This is a genomic window from Lysobacter sp. Root667, assembly GCF_001427715.1.
Lineage (GTDB): Bacteria > Pseudomonadota > Gammaproteobacteria > Xanthomonadales > Xanthomonadaceae > Lysobacter.
Window position 1 is genome coordinate 14,755 of the sequence record NZ_LMHF01000010.1, and the last position, 26,690, is coordinate 41,444.

Annotated in this window: 20 protein-coding genes, 1 pseudogene and 1 riboswitch; of the genes and pseudogenes, 11 read left to right on the forward strand and 10 right to left on the reverse strand. The window is 68.3% G+C overall.

Annotation, left to right across the window (positions count from 1 at the left end):
* Positions 1-155: 155 nt before the first annotated feature.
* From ASD78_RS07935 to ASD78_RS07960, 6 genes are all read left to right on the forward strand, one after another.
* Positions 156-1,412 carry a 6-phosphofructokinase gene (locus ASD78_RS07935; protein ID WP_056100001.1) on the forward strand — a complete coding sequence of 419 codons (1,257 nt, stop codon included), beginning with the start codon at positions 156-158 and terminating at the stop codon, positions 1,410-1,412.
* Between the two features lie 10 nt (positions 1,413-1,422).
* Entirely contained in the window at positions 1,423-2,241 is an 819-nt protein-coding gene (locus tag ASD78_RS07940) for an AraC family transcriptional regulator (RefSeq protein ID WP_056100003.1), read from the forward strand.
* 243 nt (positions 2,242-2,484) lie between these two features.
* Complete coding sequence (locus ASD78_RS07945; RefSeq protein ID WP_056100007.1) at positions 2,485-2,925, forward strand: VOC family protein; 441 nt, start codon at positions 2,485-2,487, stop codon at positions 2,923-2,925.
* A gap of 161 nt (positions 2,926-3,086) precedes the next feature.
* Complete coding sequence (locus ASD78_RS07950) at positions 3,087-3,893, forward strand: hypothetical protein (protein ID WP_055902095.1); 807 nt, start codon at positions 3,087-3,089, stop codon at positions 3,891-3,893.
* 366 nt (positions 3,894-4,259) lie between these two features.
* A complete protein-coding gene (locus tag ASD78_RS07955) occupies positions 4,260-4,934 on the forward strand; it encodes a hypothetical protein (protein ID WP_056100010.1) in 675 nt (224 codons plus the stop codon).
* A gap of 7 nt (positions 4,935-4,941) precedes the next feature.
* Positions 4,942-5,424, forward strand: coding sequence for a DUF2846 domain-containing protein (locus tag ASD78_RS07960; RefSeq protein ID WP_056100013.1), 483 nt, complete (start codon positions 4,942-4,944; stop codon positions 5,422-5,424).
* Positions 5,425-5,491: 67 nt separating this feature from the next.
* On the opposite strand, the gene ASD78_RS07965 is transcribed toward ASD78_RS07960, so the two are convergent.
* Positions 5,492-6,001, reverse strand: a complete 510-nt coding sequence (locus ASD78_RS07965; protein WP_156087652.1) for a hypothetical protein — start codon at positions 5,999-6,001, stop codon at positions 5,492-5,494.
* A 188-nt stretch (positions 6,002-6,189) separates the two neighbouring features.
* On the opposite strand from ASD78_RS07965, the pseudogene ASD78_RS07970 reads away from it, so the two are divergent.
* Positions 6,190-8,214 (forward strand): annotated as a pseudogene (locus ASD78_RS07970) (sodium-translocating pyrophosphatase); the annotation flags it as partial.
* A 54-nt stretch (positions 8,215-8,268) separates the two neighbouring features.
* Entirely contained in the window at positions 8,269-8,634 is a 366-nt protein-coding gene (locus tag ASD78_RS21495) for an OmpA family protein (protein WP_235566479.1), read from the forward strand.
* Between the two features lie 69 nt (positions 8,635-8,703).
* On the opposite strand, the gene ASD78_RS07975 is transcribed toward ASD78_RS21495, so the two are convergent.
* Entirely contained in the window at positions 8,704-10,218 is a 1,515-nt protein-coding gene (locus ASD78_RS07975; RefSeq protein WP_056100023.1) for an adenosine deaminase, read from the reverse strand.
* A 372-nt stretch (positions 10,219-10,590) separates the two neighbouring features.
* Between ASD78_RS07975 and ppa the strand changes: the two genes are divergently transcribed.
* The gene (ppa, locus tag ASD78_RS07980) at positions 10,591-11,145 is read left to right on the forward strand and encodes an inorganic diphosphatase (protein WP_055902112.1); all 555 of its coding nucleotides are present in this window, start codon (positions 10,591-10,593) and stop codon (positions 11,143-11,145) included.
* Positions 11,146-11,542: 397 nt separating this feature from the next.
* On the opposite strand, the gene ASD78_RS07985 is transcribed toward ppa, so the two are convergent.
* The 7 genes from ASD78_RS07985 to thiC all read right to left on the reverse strand — a co-directional run bounded on the left by ASD78_RS07985 (position 11,543) and on the right by thiC (position 23,474).
* Positions 11,543-12,532: an aspartyl/asparaginyl beta-hydroxylase domain-containing protein gene (locus ASD78_RS07985; protein WP_056100025.1), complete on the reverse strand. Its 990-nt coding sequence runs from the start codon at positions 12,530-12,532 to the stop codon at positions 11,543-11,545.
* A gap of 138 nt (positions 12,533-12,670) precedes the next feature.
* Positions 12,671-15,271 carry a TonB-dependent receptor gene (locus ASD78_RS07990; protein ID WP_343123534.1) on the reverse strand — a complete coding sequence of 867 codons (2,601 nt, stop codon included), beginning with the start codon at positions 15,269-15,271 and terminating at the stop codon, positions 12,671-12,673.
* Positions 15,272-15,297: 26 nt separating this feature from the next.
* On the reverse strand, positions 15,298-15,477 hold the full coding sequence (locus ASD78_RS21790) for a hypothetical protein (RefSeq protein ID WP_343123535.1): 180 nt from the start codon (positions 15,475-15,477) through the stop codon (positions 15,298-15,300).
* A gap of 299 nt (positions 15,478-15,776) precedes the next feature.
* A complete protein-coding gene (locus ASD78_RS07995) occupies positions 15,777-16,709 on the reverse strand; it encodes a helix-turn-helix domain-containing protein (protein WP_056100028.1) in 933 nt (310 codons plus the stop codon).
* A 143-nt stretch (positions 16,710-16,852) separates the two neighbouring features.
* Positions 16,853-19,210 carry a winged helix-turn-helix domain-containing protein gene (locus tag ASD78_RS08000; RefSeq protein ID WP_156087653.1) on the reverse strand — a complete coding sequence of 786 codons (2,358 nt, stop codon included), beginning with the start codon at positions 19,208-19,210 and terminating at the stop codon, positions 16,853-16,855.
* A gap of 287 nt (positions 19,211-19,497) precedes the next feature.
* Positions 19,498-20,184, reverse strand: coding sequence for an ion channel (locus tag ASD78_RS08005; RefSeq protein ID WP_056100033.1), 687 nt, complete (start codon positions 20,182-20,184; stop codon positions 19,498-19,500).
* A 1,412-nt stretch (positions 20,185-21,596) separates the two neighbouring features.
* A complete protein-coding gene (gene thiC, locus ASD78_RS08010; RefSeq protein WP_055902126.1) occupies positions 21,597-23,474 on the reverse strand; it encodes a phosphomethylpyrimidine synthase ThiC in 1,878 nt (625 codons plus the stop codon).
* Positions 23,475-23,564: 90 nt separating this feature from the next.
* Positions 23,565-23,669: riboswitch (TPP riboswitch) on the reverse strand.
* Positions 23,670-24,114: 445 nt separating this feature from the next.
* Here thiC and ASD78_RS08015 point away from each other — a divergent pair.
* A complete protein-coding gene (locus ASD78_RS08015; RefSeq protein ID WP_055902129.1) occupies positions 24,115-24,366 on the forward strand; it encodes a hypothetical protein in 252 nt (83 codons plus the stop codon).
* A gap of 98 nt (positions 24,367-24,464) precedes the next feature.
* Positions 24,465-25,133, forward strand: coding sequence for a hypothetical protein (locus ASD78_RS20630; RefSeq protein WP_156087654.1), 669 nt, complete (start codon positions 24,465-24,467; stop codon positions 25,131-25,133).
* Between the two features lie 84 nt (positions 25,134-25,217).
* Here ASD78_RS20630 and ASD78_RS08025 read toward each other — a convergent pair whose 3' ends face one another.
* A complete protein-coding gene (locus tag ASD78_RS08025) occupies positions 25,218-26,369 on the reverse strand; it encodes a M23 family metallopeptidase (RefSeq protein ID WP_156087655.1) in 1,152 nt (383 codons plus the stop codon).
* Positions 26,370-26,690 lie beyond the last annotated feature (321 nt).

Sequence of the window (26,690 nt, forward strand, 5' to 3'; positions counted from 1 at the left end):
GAACAAGAATGCCTCGTGCGGCCGGCGCTCTCCACGGAGCGGCCTGGGTCGCATGCCCGGGGCGCGGCGCTACACTCGTAGCCGTCGCCACCCCACCGCCGGGCGTCAATATTGCGGTCAGCTTACCGCATCCCGGCGTCAATCCTGGAACCCCCATGGCCTCTGGAACCCTGCTGTACGCGCAATCCGGCGGCGTGACCGCCGTCATCAACGCCACCGCCTCGGCCGTGATCGAGACCGCCCGCGCGCGCAAGGTCAAGGTGCTGGCGGCCCGCAACGGCATCCTCGGCGCCCTGCGCGAGGACCTGATCGACACCTCCAAGGAATCGGCGGCCGCGATCCGGGCCCTGGCCCACACCCCGGGCGGGGCCTTCGGCTCCTGCCGGGTCAAGCTGAAATCGCTGGACGCCGACCGCGCCCGCTACGAACGCCTGCTGGCCGTGCTCAAGGCCCACGACGTGCGCTGGTTCCTCTACAACGGCGGCAACGACTCGGCCGACACCGCGCTCAAAGTGTCCCGGCTCGCGGCCGAGTTCGACTACCCGCTGACCTGCATCGGCGTGCCCAAGACGGTCGACAACGACCTGGCCGTGACCGACTGCTGCCCGGGCTTCGGCTCGGCCGCCAAATACACCGCGGTGTCGGTGCGCGAGGCCGCGCTGGACGTGGCCGCGATGGCTGAGACCTCGACCAAGGTCTTCGTCTACGAGGCCATGGGCCGCCACGCCGGCTGGCTGGCCGCGGCCGCCGGCCTGGCCGGCGACGGCCCGGACCAGGCCCCGCACCTGATCCTGTTCCCGGAGCGGCCGTTCGACGAGGCCGACTTCTTCAAGCGCGTCAAAGCCGTGGTCGAGCGCGTGGGCTACTGCGTGGTCGTGGCCAGCGAAGGCATCCAGACCGCCGACGGCCGCTTCGTCGCCGATGCCGGCGGCGGCAAGGACTCCTTCGGCCACACCCAGCTCGGCGGCGTGGCCTCGCACCTGGCCGGCCGGGTCAAGGACGCGCTGGGCTACAAGGTCCACTGGACCCTGCCCGACTACCTGCAGCGCTCGGCCCGGCACCTGGCCTCCAAGACCGACGTCGAGCAGGCGCTCGCGGTCGGCAAGGCCGCGGTCGAGTACGCACTCAAAGGCATGAACGCCGTAATGCCGGCGATCGTGCGCACGGCCGACGCGCCCTACCGCTGGAAGATCGCGCCGGTGCCGCTGGACAAGGTCGCCAATCACGAAAAGAAAATGCCGGCCGGCTTCATCCGCAAGGACGGCCACGGCATCACGCCGGCCGCGCGCAAGTACCTGGAGCCGCTGATCCGCGGCGAGGCGCCGCCGCCCTACGGCCGCGACGGCCTGCCCAAGTACGTGGCGCTGAAGAACGTGGCGGTGAAGCGCAAGCTGCCGGACTTCAAGGACTGAGGCCGCGGCCGTGCACGGGACGGCGGCGCTGCGGCCCTGGGTCGCACAGGTCTGGGCCTGCGCGCGCCCCGACGCGCCGCCCGCGCACGCGCGCGAGCACTCGCTGCCCAGCGGCGCCATGCATCTGACGGTCCGGCTGGACGGGCCGCCGCTGCGGATCTACACCGGCGCCGCCGACCGCCAGGGCCGCGGCTACAGCGTGGCCACCGTCGGCGGGGTCCGCGCCGGCTACTGCATCAAGGACACCGCCCGGCCCGCGGCCTCGGTCGGCGCGGTGTTGCGGCCGGGGGCGGCGCTGGCGCTGTTCGGCGTATCCGCCGCCGAACTCGCCGACGGCCACGTCGACCTGGCCGACCTGTGCGGGCACGAGGCCGAACTGCTGTACGAACGCCTGGCCGCCGACGCCGACCTTGGCCGTCGCCGTGCGCTGCTGCTGGCCTTCCTGGAGGCGCGGCTGCGCCGCGCGCGCGGCCGGCGCGGACTGGACCCGCAGATCGTGCAGGCGCTGGCCTGCGTGCAGCGCGCGCCGGCCGACACCGACGTGGCCGCCCTGGCCGATGCCTGCGGCCGCAGCCACCGCCGCTTCATCGCCGGCTTCCGCGACGTCGCCGGCCTGGCGCCCAAGCGCTATGCGCGCGTGCTGCGCTTCCAGCGCCTGCTCGCCGCGCTGGCGGCGACGCCACGTCCGGGCTGGGCGCAATTGGCCCTGGACGCGGGCTATTTCGACCAATCGCACCTGATCCGCGAGTTCCGCGAATTCGCCGGCGTGAGCCCACGCGAGTACGCAGCGCGCGCACCGGCGTCGCCGAACCATCTGCCGCTGAGCTGAGCTGAGCACTGGGCGAGCACTGGGCTGTCTGTGGGAGCGGCGTGAGCCGCGATGGCAGTCGGCAGCGATGAAGCTCGCGGACCCTGCGCGGTAGTTGCGGTGACGCGATCGCGGCTCACGCCGCTCCTACAGACAGCGAAAGGCCCACGCCGCTCCCGGCAACGGCAAACGGGTAAATTTCGTCCAATCGCGCGCCGCGCGCCGGGCGCAGGCTGGCCCGCACACCCACACCGGAGCACCGCGATGGCCGTACACGAACTGTTTCCCTACCTCTGCGTCGCCGATGCCCAGGCCGCGGTCGAGTTCTACATCCACAGCTTCGAGGCCAGCGAGAAATTCCGCCTGGTCGAACCCTCCGGCCGCATCGGCCATGTCGAGCTCGCCCTGGGCGGCAGCACCCTGATGCTGTGCGAGGAGTTCCCCGAGGTCGACATCCGCCGTCCCGAGCCGGGACGCGGCCACAGCCACACCTTGCACCTGCACGTCGACGACGCCGATGCGACCGTCGCCCGCGCGGTCGCCGCCGGCGCACAGCTGGCGATGGCGCCGCGCGATCATTTCTACGGCGAACGCTCGGGCACGGTGATCGATCCTTTCGGCCACCGCTGGAACATCGGTCACAGCATCGAAGAACTCACGCCACAGGAAATGCAGCAGCGCTCCCCCGCCGACCCCTGCAATTGAGCGCAAGAAAGGCACGTTCGAACGCAGGAATGCGAACGCGATAGCGGAATTAATGCCGGATGGTCGTTGAATCGACCTGGCTAATCCGGCAATCTGCGGCCGCGGGCGTCGCAGGCCTACGGCAGGGCGCACGGAAGACCGATCACTTCAAGGAACTCCTCATGAAAGCCAAGCCGATCCAGCTGATCCTCCCGCTGCTGCTGTTGCTGCCCTCCCTGCCCGCGCTGGCCGGCCAGTGCGACGACAACTTCAGCAAGAAGGGCAACGCGCTCTCCGGCGCCGAATATTCGACCTCGTACAAGGTCCCGGGCCTGAGCGTGCCCAGCGCGATCGGCCAGATGCGCAACCTCGCCATCGCCGACGGCATGGACGTGCTCGACGAAAGTCCGGAAAGCGGTTCGCTGCTGCTCGAGGAGCCGGCCAACATGGCCCACAAGGGCCTGCAGGTCTACGTCACCGCCAAGCCCGACGGCGCGGTGTCGATGCTGATGAAGACCCGCCGCGGCTCGTTCGGCAACGCCGACGGCATCCGCGACGCGATGTGCAAGATGCTGACCCAACTCAAGCCGGGCAAGGCGCCGGTCGCGCGCGCCGCGGCCAAGGCGATCGAGATCCAGGCCACCTCGCTGGCCACCGACATCGAGCGCCAGGGCCTGGAGAACGGCGCCGCGATCGACGTGCGTTTCGAAGGCAAGGTCTACAACATCAAGGGCGTCAACAAGGGCGTGGCCGGCAAGAAGGGCGCGTTCGAGCTCTACTTCGACATGAACCCCTCGCTGGTGCCGGGCGTGATCCAGAGCAAGTCGCGCCGGGGCGAGCTGCGCATCGCCTGCCGCATGCAGCCGGACCAGAACGCCTACTCGCTGGCGATGCGCACCGGCGACAAGATGTACCTCAACGCCACCTACGACCATTACGACCAGACCAGTCACTTGGTGTGGCTGACGAACTGCCGCGGTCTGCAGTAAGCGGCCATACGCAGGCCGCGCTTCGGCGCGGCCTGCGCGCTCGCTTTCCCGACCAAGCCTAGCCGCACCGCTTCGGCGACGAACGCGACCGTTCTGGCGCGCGGCTTGCGAGACGCGCGCGTATTCCATGCCTCGTTTTGGCGCTGCCCAAGTAGCGACCCATCCGCTCCCCCGCCGACGCCCAGCCCTTGCGGCTATTGGCTCGGCGCCTCACGCGCATCGGCAATGTCGGCCCGGCTTGCGGTGCCACCGCCGCGCCGCGATCGATGCAGACCCGGTCCGCGCAGGCGCGTAGGCCCGCGCGCGGCGCTTGCCTGAAATCGGAGCCTTGGCTAATGTGCGGCCACGCTCAGGGGGGCGTCGCTCATGTTCAAGCTCGCAGCCGCGCTCGCGGCTTTGCTCGTCGTTCCTGTCGCGCAGGCGCAGGGTGCCGCCGCCGCACCGCTCCCCACCACGACTCCCGCGCCGACGGCGCAGCCCGTCGCTGCGCCGGCCGCCGCCGACGCCAGCCTCGCCGCCGCGCCCGCGCCCTGCTGCCGGCTCGCGGCGGGCAGCGTGGTCGAACTGCAACTCGGCGGAAGCCTGTCCTCCGCGCGCCACAAGCGCGGCGACCGCTTCGCGCTGCGTCTGAGCCAGCCGCTGGCGGTCGAGGGCGCGGACCCGATCCCGGCCGGCACGCCCGCCGTCGGCGAAGTGGTGCACGGCGCGCGTTCGCGCGGCGGCGGTCATCCGGGCGAGCTGCTGATCGCCGGCCGCTATCTGGAATTCAACGGCCGCCAGATCCCCTTGCGCGGCCTGTCGGTGGGGCAAAGCGGACGCGACCAGATCAACGGCGCGATGGGCGCGGCCTTCCTGATCGGCCCGTTCGCGATGTTCGTGCGCGGGCGCGAGATCGAGATCCCGGCCGACACCGCTCTGCACGCCAAGCTCGCCCAGGACCTGGATCTGCCCGTCGCCGGCACGGTCGCCGCGACCGCCGCCCTCCCCGTTTCTCCGTCGTCGGCCGCCACGACCGACGTCGTTCAACCACCCAAGGAGTAGTCCTTAGATGAACCTGAAGTTCCGTGTTTCCGCACTCGCCCTCGGCCTGATGTTCTCCGGCGCCGTGCTGGCCCAGGACGTCGCCCAGCCGGCCGCGACCGCCGCCGCCGCCGAAGCGTCGGACGACGCCACCGACGCGCAGGCCGCCGGCACGATCGGCGTGCCGCCCCAGGGCAAGGGCCAGATCGTGTTCTTCCGTCCGTCCAAGTTCGTGGGCGCCGCGGTCGGCTTCAAGGTGCGCGAGGGCGAGACCGAGCTGGGCAAGCTGCGCAGCGGCAAGTACTTCGTCCACGTGGCCGATCCGGGCACGCACGAGTACCGCGTCCACGGCGAGACCAAGGACGTGCTGACCATGGAAATCGAGGCCGGCGAAACCTACTACGTGCAGGGCACGCTGGGCATGGGCATCGTGGCCGGCCGTCCGAACCTGTCGCCGACCGACGCGGCGGCGTTCAACGCCCTGGCCGACAAGCTCAAGCTCGCCAAGTAAGCCTCACCGATCGCGACGGGCGCCGCAGCGGCGCCCGTCGCGTGATGCGATCGGCGCGCGGCGCGCCTCAACCGCCGCAGGCCTTGCCCTCGACCGACATCGCCGCGGCGAACATCGGGATCGCCGCGAGCTGCCTGGCCGCGGCCTTGGCCTTCTCGTCGCTCAGGTACAGGCGCGCCTGACCCTGCGCATCGAGCTTGGGCGGCGCCACGTCGGCCGGCTTGCGCCACACCCGCACCACCGCCTGCTGCGACGGGCAGGCCGCGTTGGGGACACGGATCAGATCGTTGAACTTCCAGCCCGCGGCCAGCGAGGGCTGGGCCTTGGCCGCGTCGACGAAACGCGCCCGCGCCTGGCAATTGGGGCTGGTGCGGACCACGGCGAACTTGTACGGCTGCGCGGCCTGGCCGGTGAATTGGCCTTCGATACGCGCGCAGGCCTCGGGGATCTGGCGCAGGGTATGGACCGCGCCCACCGCCTGCGGCTGCGCGGCGGGGCGCTGGATTTCCGGCGTCGGATCGGCGGCCAGGGCCGGCAGCGACAGGGCGACGGCGAACAGGGCGACGGCGATGCGCATGAACGGCTCCATCGTTACGTGACTGGGGTCGCAGGCTGGCACGCTCGGGCTGAACCCTGGTTTCACGAGGTTTCACAGGCCCGGGGCCTGTGCGATAGTCCCAGCGTTGCCGCGCCGGAACTCCGGCTCGCGACCTTAAAACTAGGCAATCCCGTTGTTGTCCTGATGTCCACTCTGGGGAGGGGTTCATGCTGGAGCAGTACGGTTTGACCTTGGCGCTGGCTTGCGCCGTCATCGCGATCCTGTACGGGATCATTTCCGCGCGCTGGATCAGCGCGCAACCCGCCGGCAACGAACGCATGCAGGAGATCGCCGGCGCGATCCAGGAAGGCGCGCGCGCCTACCTCAACCGCCAGTACAGCACCATCGGCATCGCCGGCGCGGTGCTGTTCGTGGTCATCGGCATCTTCCTGAACTGGCCTACCGCGATCGGCTTCCTGATCGGCGCGGTGCTGTCCGGCGCGGCCGGCTACATCGGCATGAACGTGTCGGTGCGCGCCAACGTGCGCACCGCCGAAGCCGCGCGCAAGGGCATCGGCCCGGCCATGGACGTCGCCTTCCGCGGCGGCGCGATCACCGGCATGCTGGTGGTCGGCCTGGGCCTGCTCGGCGTGGCCGGCTACTGGCTGGCGCTGGGCAAGATGGGCATCACCGGCGAAGCGGCCCTGCACGCGCTGGTCGGCCTGGCGTTCGGCTCGTCGCTGATCTCGATCTTCGCCCGACTGGGCGGCGGCATCTTCACCAAGGGCGCCGACGTCGGCGCCGACCTGGTGGGCAAGGTCGAAGCCGGCATCCCCGAGGACGACCCGCGCAACCCGGCGGTGATCGCCGACAACGTCGGCGACAACGTCGGCGACTGCGCCGGCATGGCCGCGGACCTGTTCGAAACCTACGCGGTCACGGTGATCGCGACCATGCTGCTGGGCGGGCTGATGATGGCCCAGGCCGGCACCCATGCGGTGCTGTACCCGCTGGTGCTGGGCGGCGTGTCGATCGTCGCCTCGATCATCGGTGCGTTCTTCGTCAAGGTGAAGGCCGGCGGCTCGATCATGGGCGCGCTGTACAAGGGCGTGATCGTGTCGGCGGTGCTGGCGGCGGTCGCGTTCTACCCGATCACCACCCAGCTGATGGCCGACTCGTCCTACGGCGCGATGAACCTGTACTGGTGCGCGCTGATCGGCCTGGTCCTGACCGGCGTGATCGTGTGGATCACCGAGTACTACACCGGCACTCAGTTCAAGCCGGTGCAGCACGTCGCGGCGGCCTCGACCACCGGTCACGGCACCAACATCATCGCCGGCCTGGGCGTGTCGATGAAGTCGACCGCGCTGCCGGTGATCGCGGTGTGCCTGGCGATCTGGGGCGCGCACGCGTTCGCCGGCCTGTACGGCATCGCCATCGCCGCGACCTCGATGCTGTCGATGGCGGGCATGATCGTCGCCCTCGACGCCTACGGCCCGATCACCGACAACGCCGGCGGCATCGCCGAGATGGCCGAACTGCCGCCGGAAGTGCGCGCGGTGACCGATCCGCTCGACGCGGTCGGCAACACCACCAAGGCGGTGACCAAGGGCTATGCGATCGGCTCGGCCGCGCTGGCCGCGCTGGTGCTGTTCGCCGACTACACCCACAACCTGCAGGCCGCGCATCCGGGCACGGTGTTCTCCTTCGACCTGTCCGACCACTACGTGATCATCGGCCTGCTGATCGGCGGCCTGATCCCCTACCTGTTCGGCGCCATGGCGATGGAAGCCGTCGGCCGCGCCGCCGGCGCGGTGGTGGAGGAGGTCCGGCGCCAGTTCCGCGACATTCCCGGGATCATGCAAGGCACCGGCAAGCCGGATTACTCGCGCGCCGTGGACATGCTGACCAAGTCGGCGATCAAGGAAATGATCGTGCCCTCGCTGCTGCCGGTCGCAGTGCCGGTGGTGATCGGCCTGCTGCTGGGGCCCAAGGCGCTGGGCGGCCTGCTGATCGGCACCATCGTGACCGGCCTGTTCGTGGCGATCTCGATGACCACCGGCGGCGGCGCCTGGGACAACGCCAAGAAGTACATCGAGGACGGCCACCACGGCGGCAAGGGCTCCGAGGCGCACAAGGCCGCGGTCACCGGCGACACCGTCGGCGATCCGTACAAGGACACCGCCGGCCCGGCGATCAATCCGCTGATCAAGATCATCAACATCGTCGCCCTGTTGCTGGTGCCCTTGCTGCCGGCCGGCAGCGGCGCAGCCGATGCGGTGGCGGCGCACGCGGCCCCGACCGAGATGAGCGCCCCGGCGACGGTCGCGCCGGCCGCCGGCGCCGCCGCCGCGACGCCGGATTCGCGCGCCACGCTGTACTTCGAAAGCAACTCGGCGGCGCTGCCGGCCGAGTTCGAAACCGCGCTGTCGAACGTGTATCACCGCCTGCAACGCGATCCGGCGCTGAAGGCGCGCGTGTCCGGCTTCCACGACCGCAGCGGCGACCCCGCGGCCAACGCAGAGCTGGCCAAGCAGCGCGCTTCGGTGGTCAGGGACTGGCTGATCGCGCAGGGCCTGCCGGCCGACCGCGTCAGCATGGACAAGCCGGTCGAGACCACCGGCAACGGCACGTCCAAGGAAGCGCGCCGGGTCGAGGTCGTGGTCGAGTAATCCGGCCGTCCGCTACCGGCGACGAGAACGGCGGCTACGGCCGCCGTTCTCGTTGCTGCGCCGTATCCGTCAGCGTGGCTCGCGCTCGAACCGCTCGAACTGTTGCTCCAGGCGCCATTGCATCCGCGCCTTCTCGCTGCCCTGCAGGTAGCGCTCGCAGGCCGCGTCCGGCGACGACAGCGCGGCGGCGCAGGCCGCGACCCGGGCTCCGCCCACCGTGCCTTGCCACAGGCTGGCGCCGGGTAGGAAGGCATACTCGATACTGTCGCGGGCGATCCGCTTGAGGTCGGCGTAGCGCAGTCCATGCTCCTGCGCCGCGCGCAGGTACTCGTTGCTCATGTCGCTGCGCAGCACGCCCTGGTCGTCGCTCGCCAGCACCACCGGCACGCCCGCCTCGCGATACAGCCGCAGAGGATGATCGGCGCCTTTCACGCCCAGGATGGCGGCATTGCTGCTCAGGTTGATCTCGACCGCGATCCGCTCGCGCGCCATCCGCTGCAGCAAGGCCTGCGCGTCGCTTTCGTAGGCGATATCGACGCCGTGGCCGATGCGCTTGGCGCCGGCCACCATCACCGCGTCGCGCACATGGAAACGCAGTTCGCGCGGCGCGACCAGGCCCAGGGTCTGCTCGCCCGCGTGCAGCGACAGCGGCACCGTGGGATGGCGCTGTTTGAGGTAGGCGAACATGCGCATATGCAGCGCATAGTCGCGCTGCGCCAACGGATGATGCTCGGGACCGACGATGTTGACGCCGACCCAGCGTGGATCGGCCTCGACCAGGGCGAAGCCGAACGCCATCGCGGCGAAGGCCTGCGCCGGCGGGCGATGGCGCGGCACGGGAATCTGATAGCGCACCTCGACCGTGCAGGCCGGTTGCGCTGCGGCGCCCGTGCAGCCCTGCGCCGCAGCGAGAGTCGCCTCGTAGCGGTCCAGCTCCGCGCGCGCTTCGGCGATCGCGGCCGGCAGCAAGGGCGCCAGTACGGCGGCCAAGGCGCCGAAGTCGTTGCCGTCCTGTCCGCCGGCCTTGGCCGCGTCCAGCAGGCCTTGCGCGCTGCGCGGCATCGTCATCAGCTCCAGATAGGAGACGCGGTCGTCGGCCGCCAGCTCGCGTGCGGCCGCGACCAACCGGCTGCCGTCGCCGCTGGACAAGGCGCGGAAGCCGTCGAAGCTGGCGAAGAAGCGCTCGAAATCCGGCAGGCTCGCATTGCGCATCGACAACGCGTCGATGGCGCGGCTGTAGGCGCCGTAGTCCTTGCTCGCCAGATCACGCGCCGGCACCGACGCGGGCGCTACGCACGGCGGGCGCACGATGCGATGGCTGTCGCTGGCGATGCAATAGTCCTGCTCCGCCGCCCAGCGCAGAAAGTCCTCGGCATAGACCGAACCGCTGGCGTGGTTGTGCAGGTCGGCGCCCTTGGGCATGGCCTGCAGGAATATCCGCAGTTGCGGCGGGCTGGCGGCGATACGGTCGAAGTACGCGGCGGTGCGCGCTTCGTCGCTGGCGGGCCTGGCCGCGACGGGCATGCAGGCCAACCACAAGACGGCCAGCAATGCGGTTTCTCGACATCCGGTTCGTTCTTTCATTCCCTGCATCGCGGTCGTTTTCCTGAGTGGATTGGACACCGGCGACGCCCCGCGCTCAAGGCGCCCGGCATGCGGCGCACGCGGCGCGGCCGCTCGCCCGGCTTTTCCTCCGTCGCCCCTGTCCTGTGGAAAGACGGCCTCGCAGACCCCCGTCGCCAGGCGATCCGCGCCGGCCGGGCCCGTGCGTTCGAGCCCGGGCGTTCGGACTCGGGCCACGCCACGCAAGTGTGCGGCCCGCCGACGGCAGCTCCCGGGCGACCCCGGGGCAGCGCACACCACCGTCCCATGCTGCATCGCAGCAGCCAGCCGCGTAGAATGCCCGCTCTTTCATCGGCCCGTCCCCCGGCGGGCCACCAGCAGTCGGAGCTACGCATGGGCCTGGACCTCGTCCCCACCGGCAAGAACCCGCCGGATGAGATCAACGTCATCATCGAAATCCCCAAGGACGCCGAGCCGGTCAAGTACGAGGTCGACAAGGCCTCCGGCGCGATCTTCGTCGACCGCATCCTGTCGACGCCGATGCGTTACCCCTGCAACTACGGCTACGTGCCGCACACCCTCTGCGGCGACGGCGACCCGGCCGACGTGCTGGTGGTGCTGCCGCTGCCGCTGATCCCGGGCTCGGTGATCCGTTGCCGTCCGGTCGGTGTGCTGCGAATGACCGACGAGGCCGGCGGCGACGAGAAGCTGCTGGCGGTGCCGATCGACAAGGTCTTCGCCGGCTACAGCCACATCGCCGACATCGGCCAGGTCAGCCAGCATTGGCTGGACCGCATCGGCCACTTCTTCGAGCACTACAAGGATCTCGAGAAGGGCAAGTGGGTCAAGCTGGACGGCTGGGGCAACGCCGCCGAGGCCAAGCAGATCCTGCTCGAAGCGATCGATCGCTACAACGCGACCGAAGAAGGCGACAAGCCCAAGTTCTGAGGCGGGCGCCGTCGGCGCCGCTCGGACACGACGAAGGCCGCCCCAGGGCGGCCTTTGTTTTTTGGATTCGAACTTTTGATCTTCCTTCTGCCAGGGGAGAAGGTGGCGCGTAGCGCCGGATGAGGGTCCGGGTTGCAGTTGCAGTCGCGCACCGGCCCTCACCCCAACCCCTCTCCCGCTCGCGGGAGAGGGGCTAAAGCGCGCGGAGATCTTGTTGTCCCGTCTTCAGTTTGAGGGAGAGGGGCTAAAGCACGCGAGGCTCTTGCCGTCCCTTCTCCCGCTCGCGGGAGAAGGTGCCCGAAGGGCGGATGAGGGCAGCGGCCGAGGTCGCAGCTACGCGCCGCGCTGCCCTCACCCCAACCTCTCCGCTCTCGCGGGAGAGGGGCCAAACAAGCATTCAGGCGTTATCGCCCACCGCCCGCTGCTGTTCCGCATTGCTGCCCGCCGCCGGCGCTTCACCGCCGACCGCGAACTTGGCGACGATGGTCATCATCGCGTTGAACCAGCGCAGTTCGTTGCGCAGGCGGATGCCCTGGCTGGGTCCTTTGACCTCGTCGATGAAGCGCTGCAGGGTCTCGCGGTAGCGCGCGCGGCCTTCCGGGCGCTCGCCGTATTCGAACCACAGGCCCTGCCAGGCGCGGGCGAAGCGCATCGCGCTCTGCCGCACCTGCTGCAGTTGCGGATGCGGCTCGGCGTCGGCGAACAACAGGCCGAAGTGGGCGTTGAGCTCCCAGGGGCTCATCACCACGGGCACGTTGACGGTCTCGCAGGGGAAACGCACGACCTCGTCCGCGCGCGGCGCAACCGCGCGCAGCGGCCAGCCCGCGGGGGCGACGTTGTGCGGACGTCCGCGCCCGACCAGGTCCCAGAACTCGCCGCCACCGACGGTGTCGACGACCAGATGGATGCGCGACTGCACCGCATCGTTGATGACCCGGTGCTGGCGCCAGGTGTCGAAGATCCAGCACTCGCCCGCGGCCATGTTGATCGCGGCGTCGCCGCATTCGAAGCGCACGGTCGGCTGGGTCACGATCGGCACGTGCACGCGCACGCGCTCGGCCCAGTAATAGCCCTGGTCGGCATGGCGGGTGACTTCGGCATGGCCGGACAGGCGCATCAGGCGGCTGCGGCCGGCCGTGGCGCCGAGGCTGGCGAAGACCTGGGTCAGATAGGGGCAGCGCTGCAGTTCCGGGGTCGGGCGCATCTGCCCGGCGAAGGCCTCGTTGCCCGGCTCGCCGTCGACGGCGACCAGCGGCAGCATCGAGTTGCCGGCGAAGCCCTGCGGGTGCGGGCGCCACGGCGCCTCGCCCAGAGCGGCGATCTCCGACGCCAGCCGCGCCGCGTCGAACGACAGCGGCAACTGGATGAACGGCACCTGCAGTTTCATCGTGCGATCCGGACCTGCGACCGCCCTATCGTACACAGGACCGCGAAGCCGTCGCCATGCCCGGGCGCGCATAAAAAAGGAGGCGGGCCGATGGCCCGCCTCCCGGTACTGCATGTTGCCTACTGCCTGGACCGTCGATCAGAAGCGCTGACGGTACTGCAGGTAGTAGTAACGGCCCGGCACGTCGTACTGCGGATCGAACATGTTGTACGGCGCGGTCAGCGACTGCGGCGGATCCTTGTCGAACACGTTGTTCGCGCCGACCGAGACGGTGGCGTTCCACGGCGTGTTGTAGCGGAACTGCATGTCGTGATACGTGACCGCACCCAGGTGGTTGCGCGGCGCCGGACCGTCGATGGTCACGCGGTTCGGATCCGAGCAGTAGGCCTGCGCGTCGGCGCCCGTGAACGGGCAATCCTCGTCGATGCCCGACTTGTAGCGCATGCCCCAGGTCGCGCCGAAGTCGCCCTTGGTCCAATCCAGGTACAGATTGGACTTGATCCGCCAGTACGGATCCTGCGGCAGGTACAGGCCCTGACGCTCTTCCGGGGTCGAATCCTTGGTGGCGGTGGCGATCCACTTGGAGGTGTAGCTGGTGTCCCAGGTGATCGAGAACTTGCCGTACGCCGTTTCCGGCAGACGGTAGTTCAGGGTCACGTCGTAACCCTCGACCTCGTACTGAGCGAGGTTGAGCAGCGGCATCTCGAGCTTGTCGATGATGTTCGGGTTGCCGGCCGAGGTGCCGCCGCGCGAGTACAGACCGCAGTACGCAGCCTGCTCGCCCGCGGTACCGGCGTAGCACTTGTCGAGGATGAACTGCGCTTCCGGACGGGTGATCGCGTTCTCGATCTTGACCTTGTACCAGTCGACCGCGATGTCGAAGCCCTGCAGCCAGCTCGGGCTGTAGACGAAGCCCAGGGTCTTGCTGGTCGAGGTTTCCGGGGCCAGCTGGTCGTTCGAGGTCCAGGTGAAGGCTTCGAGCGTCTGACGCGACGCGCCGTTACCCGGCTGGACGAAGTTCGCCGGCACGCCTTCGGCGGCGCAGCGAGCCGCGACCTGGGCGTTGCCACGCAGCGGCGAGTGGCTGGAGCACGGGTCGATGTAGCTCTCGAACGAGTCGGTGTTGCCGCCGTAGAGGTTGCTGATGCTCGGGGCGCGGAAGCCTTCCGACCAGTTGCCGCGGATCAGCAGGTCGTCGATCGGCTTCCAGCGGAAACCGAACTTGCTGTTCAGCGTGTCGCCGAAGTTGCTGAAGTCCGAGTAACGCGTGGCGACCGAGAAGTCGAGCAGCTTGGCGAACGGCAGGTCGGACAGCACCGGCACGGCGACTTCGAGGTAGAACTCGTCCAGCGAGTACGAACCGGCCGTGGGCGAACGCGCGTTGCCGGTGCTCAGGCCGGCGGCGATGAACGCGTCCGGATCGAACTGGCCGCTCTCGGTGCGGTGCTCATAGCCCGCGGCGAAGCCCAGCGGGCCGGCCGGCAGGTCGATGATGTCGCCGCTGAGGTTCAGCGTGTAGCTCTTGGACTCGACCTTGGCCGAATCGTGCGCGGTGAAGCCGGTGTACGCCAGGCCTTCCGGGGTGATCGAACCCAGGCCGCCGAGCGGATTGATCGGCACGCAGCCGGCGATGATGGCGCCGCCCGGTGCGGACACGCACACGGCCTTGCCGTCGCGCATTTCCGACGGACCGTAGGCGTTGCGCAGCGCGGCCAGGTTGAACAGACCGTAGGTCAGGGTGTTCTCGTCGGACTTGTCGTAGCGGTAGCCGGCGTCCCAATCGAACTGACGCTCGCCGACGCTGAAGAAGCCTTCCAGACCGCCGTAGAAATGGAAGTTCTTGACGTCCTGGTTGAACGAACGGCCACCGGTTTCCTGGAAGCGGCGGTTGACGCCGATCAGGTCGCGCACGCCCTTGTACTCGGCCGGCGCGTACAGGCTGTCCTTGCTCAGGGTCTGGCCGGTGACCGGCATGGCCGCGAGCAGCTGCTCGGAGATGCGCTGGTTGTACAGCGTCTCGGTGCGGAAGGTCAGGTTGTCGGTGATGTTGAACGTGCCCTGCGCGAACAGCGAGGTACGCTCCTGCGGGGTCAGCAGGTAGTTGTCCGGCGCGGTGTTGTAGCCGTGCACGGCCGAGTTGTAGGGAACCTTGTTGCCCTGCGCGTCGAGGACATAGCGCACGTCGTCGGTGTTGGACGCGGTGCCCTGGTTGTCGACGAACGAGCCCGGGAAGCCGGTGCCGCTCTGGCCGCCGAAGAACGGGGGACCGCCGGACGAGATCTTGCGCGCGCCGGCCATGACAGCCTCTTCCTTCACGTAGGACGCGCCCAGCAGGATCGAGGAACGATCGTTGCTGACGCCCATGGTGAAGTCGTACGCCTGACGGTCGCCGTCCTGCTGGCTGTACTGGCCGAAGTACGCGCCGGCTTCGGCGCCTTCGAAGTTGCGGCGGGTGATGATGTTGACCACGCCGGCGATGGCGTCGGAACCGTAGATGGTCGACGCGCCGTCCTTCAGCACTTCCACGCGCTCGATGATCGAGGCCGGGATGGTGTTGAGGTCGACCGAACCGTCGAGCTGGGTGGTCCAGCGGCGGCCGTTGACCAGGACCAGGGTACGGCTGGAGCCGAGGTTACGCAGGCTGATGCCCGAGGAACCGTCGCCGCCGTTGTTGAAGGTCGAGTTCAGCGCGGCGCCGTTGCTGGAGATGCGCTGCAGCACGTCGGCGACCGAGGTCACGCCCTGCTTGTCGATCTCGGCGCGGGTCAGGGTGAAGATCGGCTGCGAAGTTTCGATGTCGCGATGCGATCGAGGGTCGTAGCATCTTGTTGGGCGGGAGCTGCATCGGCTTCCTGGGCGCTGGCGAACGCCGGCACCAGTGCGATCGCGATGCCGGCCGGCAACAAGCCGAGCCGCACCACGGGACGCAAATTGCGATGGTTCATCTATCTCTCTCCAGTAATCGTTATGGGCGTGTTAAAACGCCCAGCAAAATTACGTTCCGATGGCCATCGCTGCTTTGCATGCGAGGCCGAGAGACTTTGCCGAGTCGGTCCGCGAGTTCACGCCCGCATCGTTCGCAACGTCGTTGCGATAGCGCAGCGCGGACACGCGCAAGCGCACGCGAAACCCGCGCGCTGCCGAAGTGCTTATCGAAAAAGTGCGCCGCGACGGACGTAGGGCGTGGTCGCGGCGCGCCGGAAAATCGGCGGCATGCGATCAACGCATGCGCGCCGACGCCGCATCAGATTGCGGTGGCCAGCGCCGCTTTGCGCACACTGCCGCGAGACTTTGCCGAGTCGGCCCGCGAGCTCAAGCCCGCGTTGCTGGCGGCGGCGCTGCGATAGCGCGTGGCGGACACGCCGAAGCGCGCGCGGAACGCACGCGCGAAGCTGCAGCAGTTGTCGAAGCCGCTGGCCGCGGCGACTTCGCCGATCATCATCGTGGTGCTCTTGAGCAGATCCGCCGCATGTTCCAGACGCATGCGCGCCGATGCGGCCTGCGGGCTCTCTTCGTAGAGACTGTGGAAGGTCTTGGAGAAGTACCAGCTGGAGAAACTGGTGAGCTCGGCGAGTTCGCTGATGCGCACGACGCGATCGCAATTGCCTTCCAGGTACAGGCGCGCGCGCTGCAGGCGGCCGAACACCTGGCGCTTGCGGCTGCGCGAGCGGCCCGGGCAACGCGGGATGCGCGAAGCCAGCTCGCGCTGGATGCCGGCCAGGTGCAGCAGGATCGGCCGCAGCGAGGTGACCTCGGCCGGCGCCTCGGTGTCGGCGGCGCGCACGCTGGCCTGGCGCCACAGGCGCAGGACCACGCGGGCGTCGCGCCGGCTCATGCGGCCGCGACCGGCATAGAGGCCGCAGTCGGCGAAGCGCGCCATCGCCTTGAGCGCGTCGGCGCTCAGGTTCAGGCCCACGCACAAACCGTGGCGGTCGGCCTGCAGCACCGGCTTGGAGTCGCGCTCGAACGCGATCCAGTCGCCGCGCTTGAGCCGGAACTTGCCTTCCTTGGCTTCGACCCAGGAGGCGCCGCGCAGTTGCACCCAGATCGAGAAGTTGGCGCCCGACAGCTGAGCGCTGCCGAGACGGGAGACGCCGACGCAGCTACCCAGCGCTGCGTTGTCCGGGCTGTCGAGCTGCAGCAGCTGTCCGCGGTCCGCCCATTGCGATTGCTCCATTGGTCCACCTCATGTGCCGAGAATGGCCAATGCTTTTGCCGGACACCGAGTCCGGCTTCAGGAAAATTGCCGGAGAGTTATGCGAAATCGCAACGAGGGCAAAACCGAAGAACTTCCGAAAGACCATTTACCTTTTGCATCAATCACTTGAACCAGCCCGGCACTTCCGTCTTCGGAGCCTGCAGCAGGTCCATGTAACCGATATCAGCCCCGTCCCACTCGACCAGGGCCACGTACACGGCATCGCCGCGCGGGCTGACCGAGAAGCCGTTGACCGCCGCGCGGCGGCTTTGGTCCAGGCATAGGGGCGGCGCCGCCGGTGCGTCTCCAAGGTCGATGCGACGCAGGCGAGCGGCGCAGGTCTGCAGTTGCTCCAGGTACCGGACCTGGCCGTCGCCCGCGACCGCCCACAGCCGGTAGCGGTCGGAGATCGGCTCTTCCGCGTTCAGCTCGCGCACGCTGCCCGGCGACAGGGCCAGGTCGGCCTGCCACAGGCCGCTGCGGGTCGGCCGGGTGAACAGCACGCGCTGGCCGGCCGGGTCGAGCTGGACCTGGGACACGTCGTCGATCGTGGCCAGGGGCCGCATCGGGCTCTGGCGGCGGTCGAACAGATGCAGGCGCAGGTGGCCGTCGCCGGCCCCGGCCAGGACCAGGATCCGCGACGGGTCGGGCAGGTACAGGGCCTGGACCGGCTCGCTCAGCGGCAGGTCCAGCTGCGAGACCCGGCCGCTGGACGGCACCACCTCATGCACCACCGGCCGGCCGGCGCGGTCGCGCCCGCTGACCAGCACGCTGCGGGCGTCGGCCGACCAGCTCGATACGTAGCGCGTCGCCGGCTGCACGCCGGCGATCATGCGCAGCGATTCCGGCCGCTGCAGATCGGCCCACCACAGGCCGTTGCTGCCGGAGCGGTCGGACACGAACACCAGCTGGCGCGAATCCGGCGCCACCGACGGCAGCACGTCGCGCGCCGAGGACGCGAACAGCGGCTCGACCACGTGCACCAGGCCGCCGGAATGCTCCGGCACCGCGACCCGGTACAGGCCGAAATAGGGTTTGCGCTGCACGAACACCGCCGCCGGCCGGGTCCGCGCGGCCACCGGATTCTGCGCATCGGCGATGCCGGTGTCGCTGATCCGGCCGCTGTCGAAATCGAGCCGGTACATGCGGATGTCGCCGTCGATGGCGCGGCCGAACAGCAGGCCGCTGCCGTCGGGCAGCCAGTCCCAGCCGCGCACGTCGGCGCGCAGCTCGGTCAGGCGCTCGGCTTCGCCGCCTTCGGCCGGCACCCGCCAGAAGTCGCCCAGCGGGGCGTTGCGCACGAACGCGATCCAGCGCCCGTCCGGCGAATAGCGCGGCGCGGTGTCCAGGTCCGCGCGGCCGCGGCGGTAGTTGAGCACGGTCCACTCGCCGCTGGCCAGGTCGAGCTGGCGCATGCCGACCACGCCCAGGGCGGTCGGCATGCTGCCGAACACCAGGCCGTGGCTGTCCGGGGTCCAGTCGAAGCTGGGCGGACTGCGATGGTCGCAGGTGCCGACTTCGCGCTCGGCGCCGCCGTTGGCCGCGATCACCATGATCCGGCAGGCCGCGCCCGGCTCCACGCGCAGGAACGCGATCGAGCGCCCGTCCGGCGACCAGGCCGGCGCGCTGTCCTCGGCCGCGCCGCTGGGATGGCTGAGCGCGCGCGGCTGGGTCTGGTCGGTGGTCTGGACCATGATCGCGGTGGCGCGCGCGCGTTCGGGGATGGCGACGTAGGCCACCATCGACGCGTCCGGCGACAGGGTCGGCGCCAGCTCGAAGCCGGGCATCGAGGTGATCAGGCGGTACGGACGCTCGCTCGGCAACGCCATCGCGCTGTTGGCGCGCGCATCCTGCGGCGCCGGCGCCGGCGCGCGCAGCATCGACCACAGCACGATCGCGCCGACCAGCACCGCCACGGCAACGATCGCGCCCAGGATCGAGCTCCAGGCGCCGCGCGCGCTGGGCGCGGCCACGAGCGGAATCGCCGCGACCGCGTCTTCGCGTTCGGGGCCCGGAAACGACGGATGCTCGGCGGTGGTACGCGAAGGATCGACCAGCACCGCATCGTGGCGCACGCGGTCGTTGCGCTCGCTGCGCGCGGTGGCGCCGGCGGACACGACCGCGTCCAGCCAGGTCACCGGCGTCAGCAGGCGATAGCCGTTCTTGGCGATGGTTTCGATGTAGCGCGGATTGCCGCGCTCGTCGTCGAAGGCCTTGCGCAACTGGGTGATGGCCTGGGTGATGACGTCGTTGGTCGGCAGCGTGTCCGGCCACACCTCGGCCAGCAGCGCGTCGCGGCTGACCACCCGACCCTGGTGTTCGACCAGGCTCAGCAGCACGCCCATCGCCTTGGGCGTGATCCGGCGCGGCCGGCGCGCGCCCGGCGCCAGGATCTCGCGCAGCGGCACGTCGACCAGGCAATCGCCCACGCGCAGGCGCTCGGACGGCAGCGGCGGCGATGGCTCGGGGGGTCGGGACATGAATCCTGCAATGGTCGCGGCGGACCGCATCGGCGTCATGTGCCTGAAGACCTGAACGGTCAACAGCCAGACCCGGCACACAGCGGAGGCGCGAACGGGCTAACGCGCCTGAAGGCACCATTCTAACGTCGCCGGGTACCTCCGCATTCATCGCGGGTGGCACACAGGCCCTCTCTCGCCGACGTCTTACAGAACGTATCGTTCCACTTTCGCGTCGCAGCCTTCACGGGGCTGGGGCGCGATTTTTTTATCCGCGCCCGCCGCCTCCGAGTTTCCTGAAGATCCGTTCAGCGTCGCTCCCGATGCAGGATGGTCAGCCCGATCAGGCGCGACACCACCGCGGCGATGTAGCCCACCCCGGCGAACTGCTCGAGCATCACCAGCACCCGCGCGCCCGAGCCCAGCGGAATCACGTCGCCCAGGCCCACCGCCGACAGATTGGTGAAGCTCAGGAACAGCAATTCGATCCAGGTCCGCGGCTCGCCCGGCCGCTCGGCGCCGACGAAACTGCCCGGATACAGGGCCTGGCAGACCAGGAACGCGTAGGCGAAGCCCCAGGCCAGCAGAGTGAAGGTCGCGCCGGCCGCGAACAGTTCGTCGGCGGTGACCCGGTGGTCGCTCATCATGTAGCCGATCAGGCTGCCGGCCGCATAGAAGTACAGCAGCGCCTCCAGCGCCGACGAGGCCACCAGCAGCGTGTCGCTGGCCAGCACCACCGACAGGATCGACAGCGCGAACGCCGGCGTCGCCAGCAGCCACGCCACCCACATGTTCGCCGGACTGCGGTTCACCACCCACACCGCCAGCGCCAGCACCAGCACACCGAACGCCCCGAACACCACCCTGCCGCCGCCGGAGGGCTCGAACAGCGGATAGGCGACCAGGCTCAACAACTGCGCCGCCAACAAGAACGCCGACGGATGCCGCCGCGCCAAGGCGCGCCATTTCAGGGAAGCGTAACTGTGGTCGCTCATGCGGCGGAGTGTGCAGGACTTGGCGGACGGCGCCCAGGGGAGGGGTCGGGCTTGGGTTCCTTATATATGGAGCGGGAGCGCCGGGTGGGTCGGGATGTGCGCGAGGGTCGGCTTGTGGAGGCGAGTGCGCGAAACGAAAGTCGTTGCGACATTGTCTTTCGATTTGTCGTCGCAGAGCAGGAAGATCGAGAACACGGCGGTCTCGCGCCCCTGCATCCCGCCTGCATTCATCGCATCCGGCGGATACGTAGGGTGCGGTGGCAACCGCACCGTCGTACACCCCCATGGGCTGACGACGATGCGGTTCGCCTGTGACTCACCGCATCCTACGGGCTGCATTCACCGCAGCCGGCGGATACGTAGGGTGCGGTGGCAACCGCACCGTCGTGCACCGCCATGGTCTGGTGACGATGCGGTTCGCCTGTGGCTCACCGCATCCTACGGGGCTGAATGAGGTCGCCGTTGCCGTTGCTGTTGCTGTTGCTGTTGCTGCGGCATTGAAATCCATCGAGCCGCACTACGACGAACAACCGTAGACCCGAAGGGCGGCGCGCAGGACGCGCGCCGTTTTTCGAGGAACAGGATGTTCCTTCGAAAAATCCCCGCGCTACGACGAACAACCGTAGACCCGAAGGGCGGCGCGCAGGACGCGCGCCGTTTTTCGAGGAACAGGATGTTCCTTCGAAAAATCCCCGCGCCAGCTCCGAACCCGCACGGGAGGGTTGTCAAGAAACAGCCCTTCTCTTTGGTTACTTTCTCTTGGGCTAGCAAGAGAAAGTGACCCGCATGCGCAGCGGGCGGAAGCTGTTGCTTAAGAACGAAACCAACGCAGCAAACGGAATTCGCAATCGCGGCTCACGCCGCTCCCACAGAAAGCAGAAAGCGGAGCCAATCCGAATCGAAGCCAGCGCGGCAGCCGAAGATCGCGGTCGCGGCTTACGCCGCTCCTACCCCAAGGCGAGTGGCAAGAGAAAGTGACCCGCATGCGCAGCGGGTGGAAGCCTTTGACCTAAAGTACCGAAGCCATCGCAGAACGCCGGAGTTCGCAATCGCGGCTTACGCCGCTCCCACAGAAAGCAGAAAGCGGAGCCAATCCGAATCGAAGCCAGCGCGGCAGCCGAAGATCGCGGTCGCGGCTCACGCCGCTCCTACCCCAAGGCGAGTAGCAAGAGAAAGTGACCCGCACGCGCAGCGGGCGGAAGCCTTTGACCTAAAGAACCGAAGCCATCGCAGAACGCCGGAGTTCGCAATCGCGGCTTACGCCGCTCCCACAGGAAGCATAAAGCGGAGCCAATCCGAATCGAAGCCAGCGCGGCAGCCGAAGGTCGCGGTCGCGGCTCACGCCGCTCCTACCCCAAAGCAAGAGCGGCGCGAACGCGGCCGAGGCCGAGGCCGCCGGCAGATCGGCAAGCCTACGCCCGCCGATAAACCTCCGCCCCCTGCGCCAAAAACTCCGCCGACTTCTCCGCCATCCCCTCGCTCAACGCAGCCGCCTCCTCAACCCCATGCTCCTTGGCGTAGTCGCGCACGTCCTGCGTGATCTTCATCGAGCAGAAATGCGGCCCGCACATCGAGCAGAAATGCGCGACCTTGTGCGCATCCTTGGGCAGCGTCTCGTCGTGGTACTCGCGCGCCCGCTCCGGGTCCAGGCCCAGGTTGAACTGGTCTTCCCAGCGGAACTCGAAGCGCGCCTTGCTCATCGCGTTGTCGCGCGCCTGCGCGCCGGGGTGGCCCTTGGCCAGATCGGCCGCGTGCGCGGCGATCTTGTAGGCCATCAGGCCTTCGCGCACGTCCTGCTTGTTGGGCAGGCCCAAGTGCTCCTTCGGCGTCACGTAGCACAGCATCGCGGTGCCGAACCAACCGATCATCGCCGCGCCTATCGCGGAGGTGATGTGGTCGTAACCCGGCGCGATGTCGGTGGTCAGCGGGCCGAGGGTGTAGAACGGCGCCTCGCCGCACACCTCCAGCTGCTTGTCCATGTTCTCCTTGATCAGCTGCATCGGCACGTGGCCGGGGCCTTCGATCATGGTCTGGACATCGTGCTTCCAGGCGATCTTGGTCAGCTCGCCCAGGGTTTCCAGCTCGCCGAACTGGGCCGCATCGTTGGCGTCGGCGATCGAGCCCGGACGCAGGCCGTCGCCGAGCGAGAAGGCCACGTCGTAGGCCTTCATGATCTCGCAGATGTCCTCGAAGTGCGTGTAGAGGAAATTCTCCTTGTGGTGCGCCAGGCACCACTTGGCCAGGATCGAGCCGCCGCGCGAGACGATGCCGGTCACGCGCTTGGCGGTCAGCGGCACGTAGCGCAGCAGCACGCCGGCGTGGATGGTGAAGTAGTCCACGCCCTGCTCGGCCTGTTCGATCAGGGTGTCGCGGAAGATCTCCCAGGTCAGTTCTTCGGCGCGGCCGTCGACCTTCTCCAGCGCCTGGTAGATCGGCACCGTGCCGATCGGCACCGGCGAATTGCGGATGATCCATTCGCGGGTTTCGTGGATGTGCTTGCCGGTGGACAGGTCCATGACCGTGTCCGCGCCCCAGCGCATCGACCACACCAGTTTCTCCACTTCCTCGGCGATGCCCGAGGACACCGCGGAGTTGCCGATGTTCGCGTTGACCTTGGTCAGGAAGTTGCGGCCGATGATCATCGGCTCGCTTTCCGGGTGGTTGATGTTGTTGGGGATGATGGCGCGGCCGCGCGCGACTTCGTCGCGGACGAATTCGGGCGTGATGATCTTCTGGATGTTCGCGCCGAAGCTGTGGCCCGGGTGCTGGTTCAGCAGGTGCGCTTCGCGGATCGACTCCAGGCGCTGGTTCTCGCGGATCGCGATGTATTCCATTTCCGGCGTCACGATGCCGCGGCGCGCGTAGTGCATCTGGGTGACGTTGGCGCCGGCGACGGCGCGGCGCGGCAGCGGCCGGTTGCCGAAGCGCACGTGCGCCAGCTTGGGGTCGTGCTCGCGCTTGCGGCCGAACTCCGACGACAGCCCGCTCAGCACCTCGGTGTCGCCGCGCTCGGCAATCCAGGTCGCGCGCAGCGGCTTCAGGCCGGCGGCGAGATCGATGACCGCCTCATGATCGGTGTAAGGGCCGGAAGTGTCGTAGACCGCGAGCGCGGCGTTGTCCTCGCCGCCGAAGATGGTCGGCGTGCGCGCCAGGGCGATCTCGCGCATCGGCACTTGCAGGTCCGGGCGCGACCCTTCGACGTGGATCTTGCGCGAACCGGGGATCGGACGCACGACGTCGGCCGAAAGACGTTCGGCCTGCTGCAGCAGTTCGGAGGGCACCGCATTCATGGGATCGGATCCGCTTTGGGTGAAGACATCCGCACGGGACGTGCGGGCGCATGCGAGTGAACGCACAAAGCGGGCGGCGCGCGGTCGCGAAGCGCGGCCGGCGAAGCTTCCCTACGGCGGTCTCAACCGCATCAGGTTCGAAGGGACTGTCTCAACCGCCGGCCTGGAACCGCCGCGGTACCCCCGCTTCAGTGCGCATTTCACCACGATAGACGCTGCAGGGCCAGTATCCGCCGGGCGGGCGCGATTCCGCCCGGGCATGCCTCACGGATCTGGCCGAGCGGACCAGGCAGAGCGGACCCGCGCCGGCACCTTGCCCGCAGCTGCGGCGCAGGCCCGCGGCGAGTCGTATCTCCTAACCCGCGCTCGCCGCCCATCGCCGGAGATTATCCGCACGCAGTGCCAGGTGGTTGCGGATGGGGCTGAACCTGATCCGTTAGGCGACGCCGCCTCAGCTGTCCAAGCGTAGCTCGGCAAGATCGACCGCCTGACCAGCGCGCGCCCACGGCAAGCCACGGAACACACACATTCAGACTGCGCCCGCCACCTTATCGGCGAGCTGAAACCACATTTCCCCCGTCTATCTTTTTCGGCACTGGAAACTAGACTCGAGATGCGACCGAAACCATCCGTCGCATGCATGACCATCATCTATGGAAGGACGAAAATGAAGCTCACGAAGAATACGGCGCATAAGAAACTCTTGCTCCTGCTGGCGGCGACGTTCGCCGTCGTCGCTGCGGAATCGGTCATCGTCAACAACGTGCGTTACACGTGTCAGAACGAGTGCGTTGTCCGCACCTATCCTGGCGGAGGAACCTCGGTCACCGACTCCAAGGGCGGCTCGATCAAAACCGAGGACCTGACCGATACGACTCCTCCGGAGTCCTAAGCTCCATCCGAGCCCCTCCTTGAACGATGCGGTGAAGGGGCTTCGGTGCATGTCTGCCTGCAAGGCTGCAGGCTCGCAGAGGCCCAAGGAGTTCTGGAATGCGAAAGCTATTCATCGCCGCGATCGCCTTGTCAGCAATTGCGCTATCTGCCTGGCTTCTGAATCGTCGCGCAGCTGAGCGACAGGCCAAACCGCCCGTCGCACTTGAGCAGCCGGAGGCCTCAACTGCAGGGCCAGTCACAGGTCCATCGGTCGGCGGCTCCGAACAAACAGCCCCTCGAACCGCACGCACCGATCCCGAGACAGGCATCGCCAAGAACCCTAGCGCCGACAATGCACAGGCCTTATCGCCGGTGGAATCCGCACTACTGACTCAAGGCATGGTGAACGACCGGGCCAACGACACCTTGGTATCCGAACACTTCGACGACTTCATGGTTTCGCTGCAGGCGGCAAAGGTTTCGGATGCGGGCCAACGAAGCTCGGCTTATCGCATCGAGGTCGAAGAGTCGCTGCAACGCCACCCCGAGCTGGGCACCTTGGATCGCTTCGCCTGTGGCGGAACGTTCTGCGCGGGCTCGATCAATATCGGCACGAAGCGCAAGGAACTCCAGGCCTGGGCCAATACGCTCCAGGGCCAGGCGACCTTACCCATTCCCGCATTTTCCTATCGCTTGATCGCCTCGCCCGATGGCTCGACCGAAGCGCGGTTCCTCTTCACGACGCGCGGCACAGGCGGATTCATCACTTCCGGCAAGCGGCGATAGGCGGCCAAAAGCGTTGCCCGGCTGGAAACGCCAGCCGGGCACGCCGTGCGGATCACCGAGCGCGTCGGCGCATCCGCAGCCGCATCACGGGTTGGTGAACCAGCCCGAGCAGTACCGGGTTCCGTTCTTGGTCAGATAGAAACGGCTGCAGTTGGTGTCGTAGCTGGTGCCGATCGCGGTGATCTGGAAGCCCGACACGTACACGCCGTTGAGGTGATAGAAGCTGCCGTTGGACTTCAGCGACCAGTGCTCGTGCGGGCCGGTGGACGCGCCGCCGTTGCACAGCGCCTGGGCCTGGGTGTTGGCCGGATTGGCGATGCGGGTGTTGGCCGCGATGCTGGCGCCGGTGCCGTACTGGATGTTCATCAGGTGGTAGTAGGTCGTCGACCAGCCGCCGCTGTGGACCACTTCGGCGAAACACGAGGAATGCCGCTTGAACGAGCCGGCCGCCGACGAGGACACCCAGGTGCCGCTCTGGTTGCTGCCCCAACCGCCGCCCAGCGACATGTCCAGCGACGACATCGGGTAGTTGCCCGAGCCGGTGTTGGTGTGCGCGCCGCCGACGTGCCAACGCTGCCCGCGCGGATACGGGAACTGCAGGAAGCCGTTGGCCGGACCGGCCAAGGCGCCGACGTCCGGACCGGCGGCGAATCGCGCCGAGGCCGGGGCGGCCTTGCGGGTTTCGTTGAACAGGCCGGCGTAGACCTGCTGGAACTCGCTGTCGCCGCTGTAGGCCGCGCTGGATTCGCTGGCGCCGGCGCGCGCGAACAAGGATTGAATCGGATTGGCGCGCGCCAGCGACACCGGGCCTTTCGCGTTCGGCCCGTCCTGCGCATACAAGGCCTCGCGCAAGGCCAGCGCCACCTCGCGGGTTTGCGCGCTGAAATCGCGGCCCTGGGCGAGCTTGCCGTAAGGACGGCTCAGCGCATCGGCGGCGGCGCGCTTGCGCGTGACCACGCCGCTTTGCTGTTCCATCAGCGCGATCAGCACCTTCGGGCTGATGCCGCTGTAGCCGGCCCAGTGCGAGATCGTTTCGCCGTAACGCGACAGATGCGGCGCGCGCTTGGCCAGGTAGGCGTCGATGTCGAAGTCGAACATCTCGTCGTAGCTGTAGACCAGGTCCTGCCCGGACAGCCCGGCGATCGCCGCGGGTTCCGCCGCGACCGCGTTGCCGCACATCGCAGCGGCGATACAGCACGCCAACAGCGCCATTCTTGCCTGGGAAATCTCCTTCATGGTCTTGCTCCTTGATAGATGAATGGGCGAACTGTCCGCGCCGTCCCGAGCCGTCGGGTCCCGCGCCGAGTCGTAACGTCCGGCTAAACGTCTCTCCACTCCGCCCGCATCCGCCGCCCTTGAGGGATGCGCGGCGGAAAAACTTTGGCGCCCGGGAGTGGCGATGTCGCGGGACACAGGTCCGGTCGTTTAGGTCCAAATGAGACAAATCCCGCAGTTCCGTCATTCCAAATCGACATGAGCGCGGCTGCGGCCGGCGCAGGCACCGCAGCAACTCCTGCGCGCCGGCGGCGCGACAAGCGCACTTTTCCTATTCACATC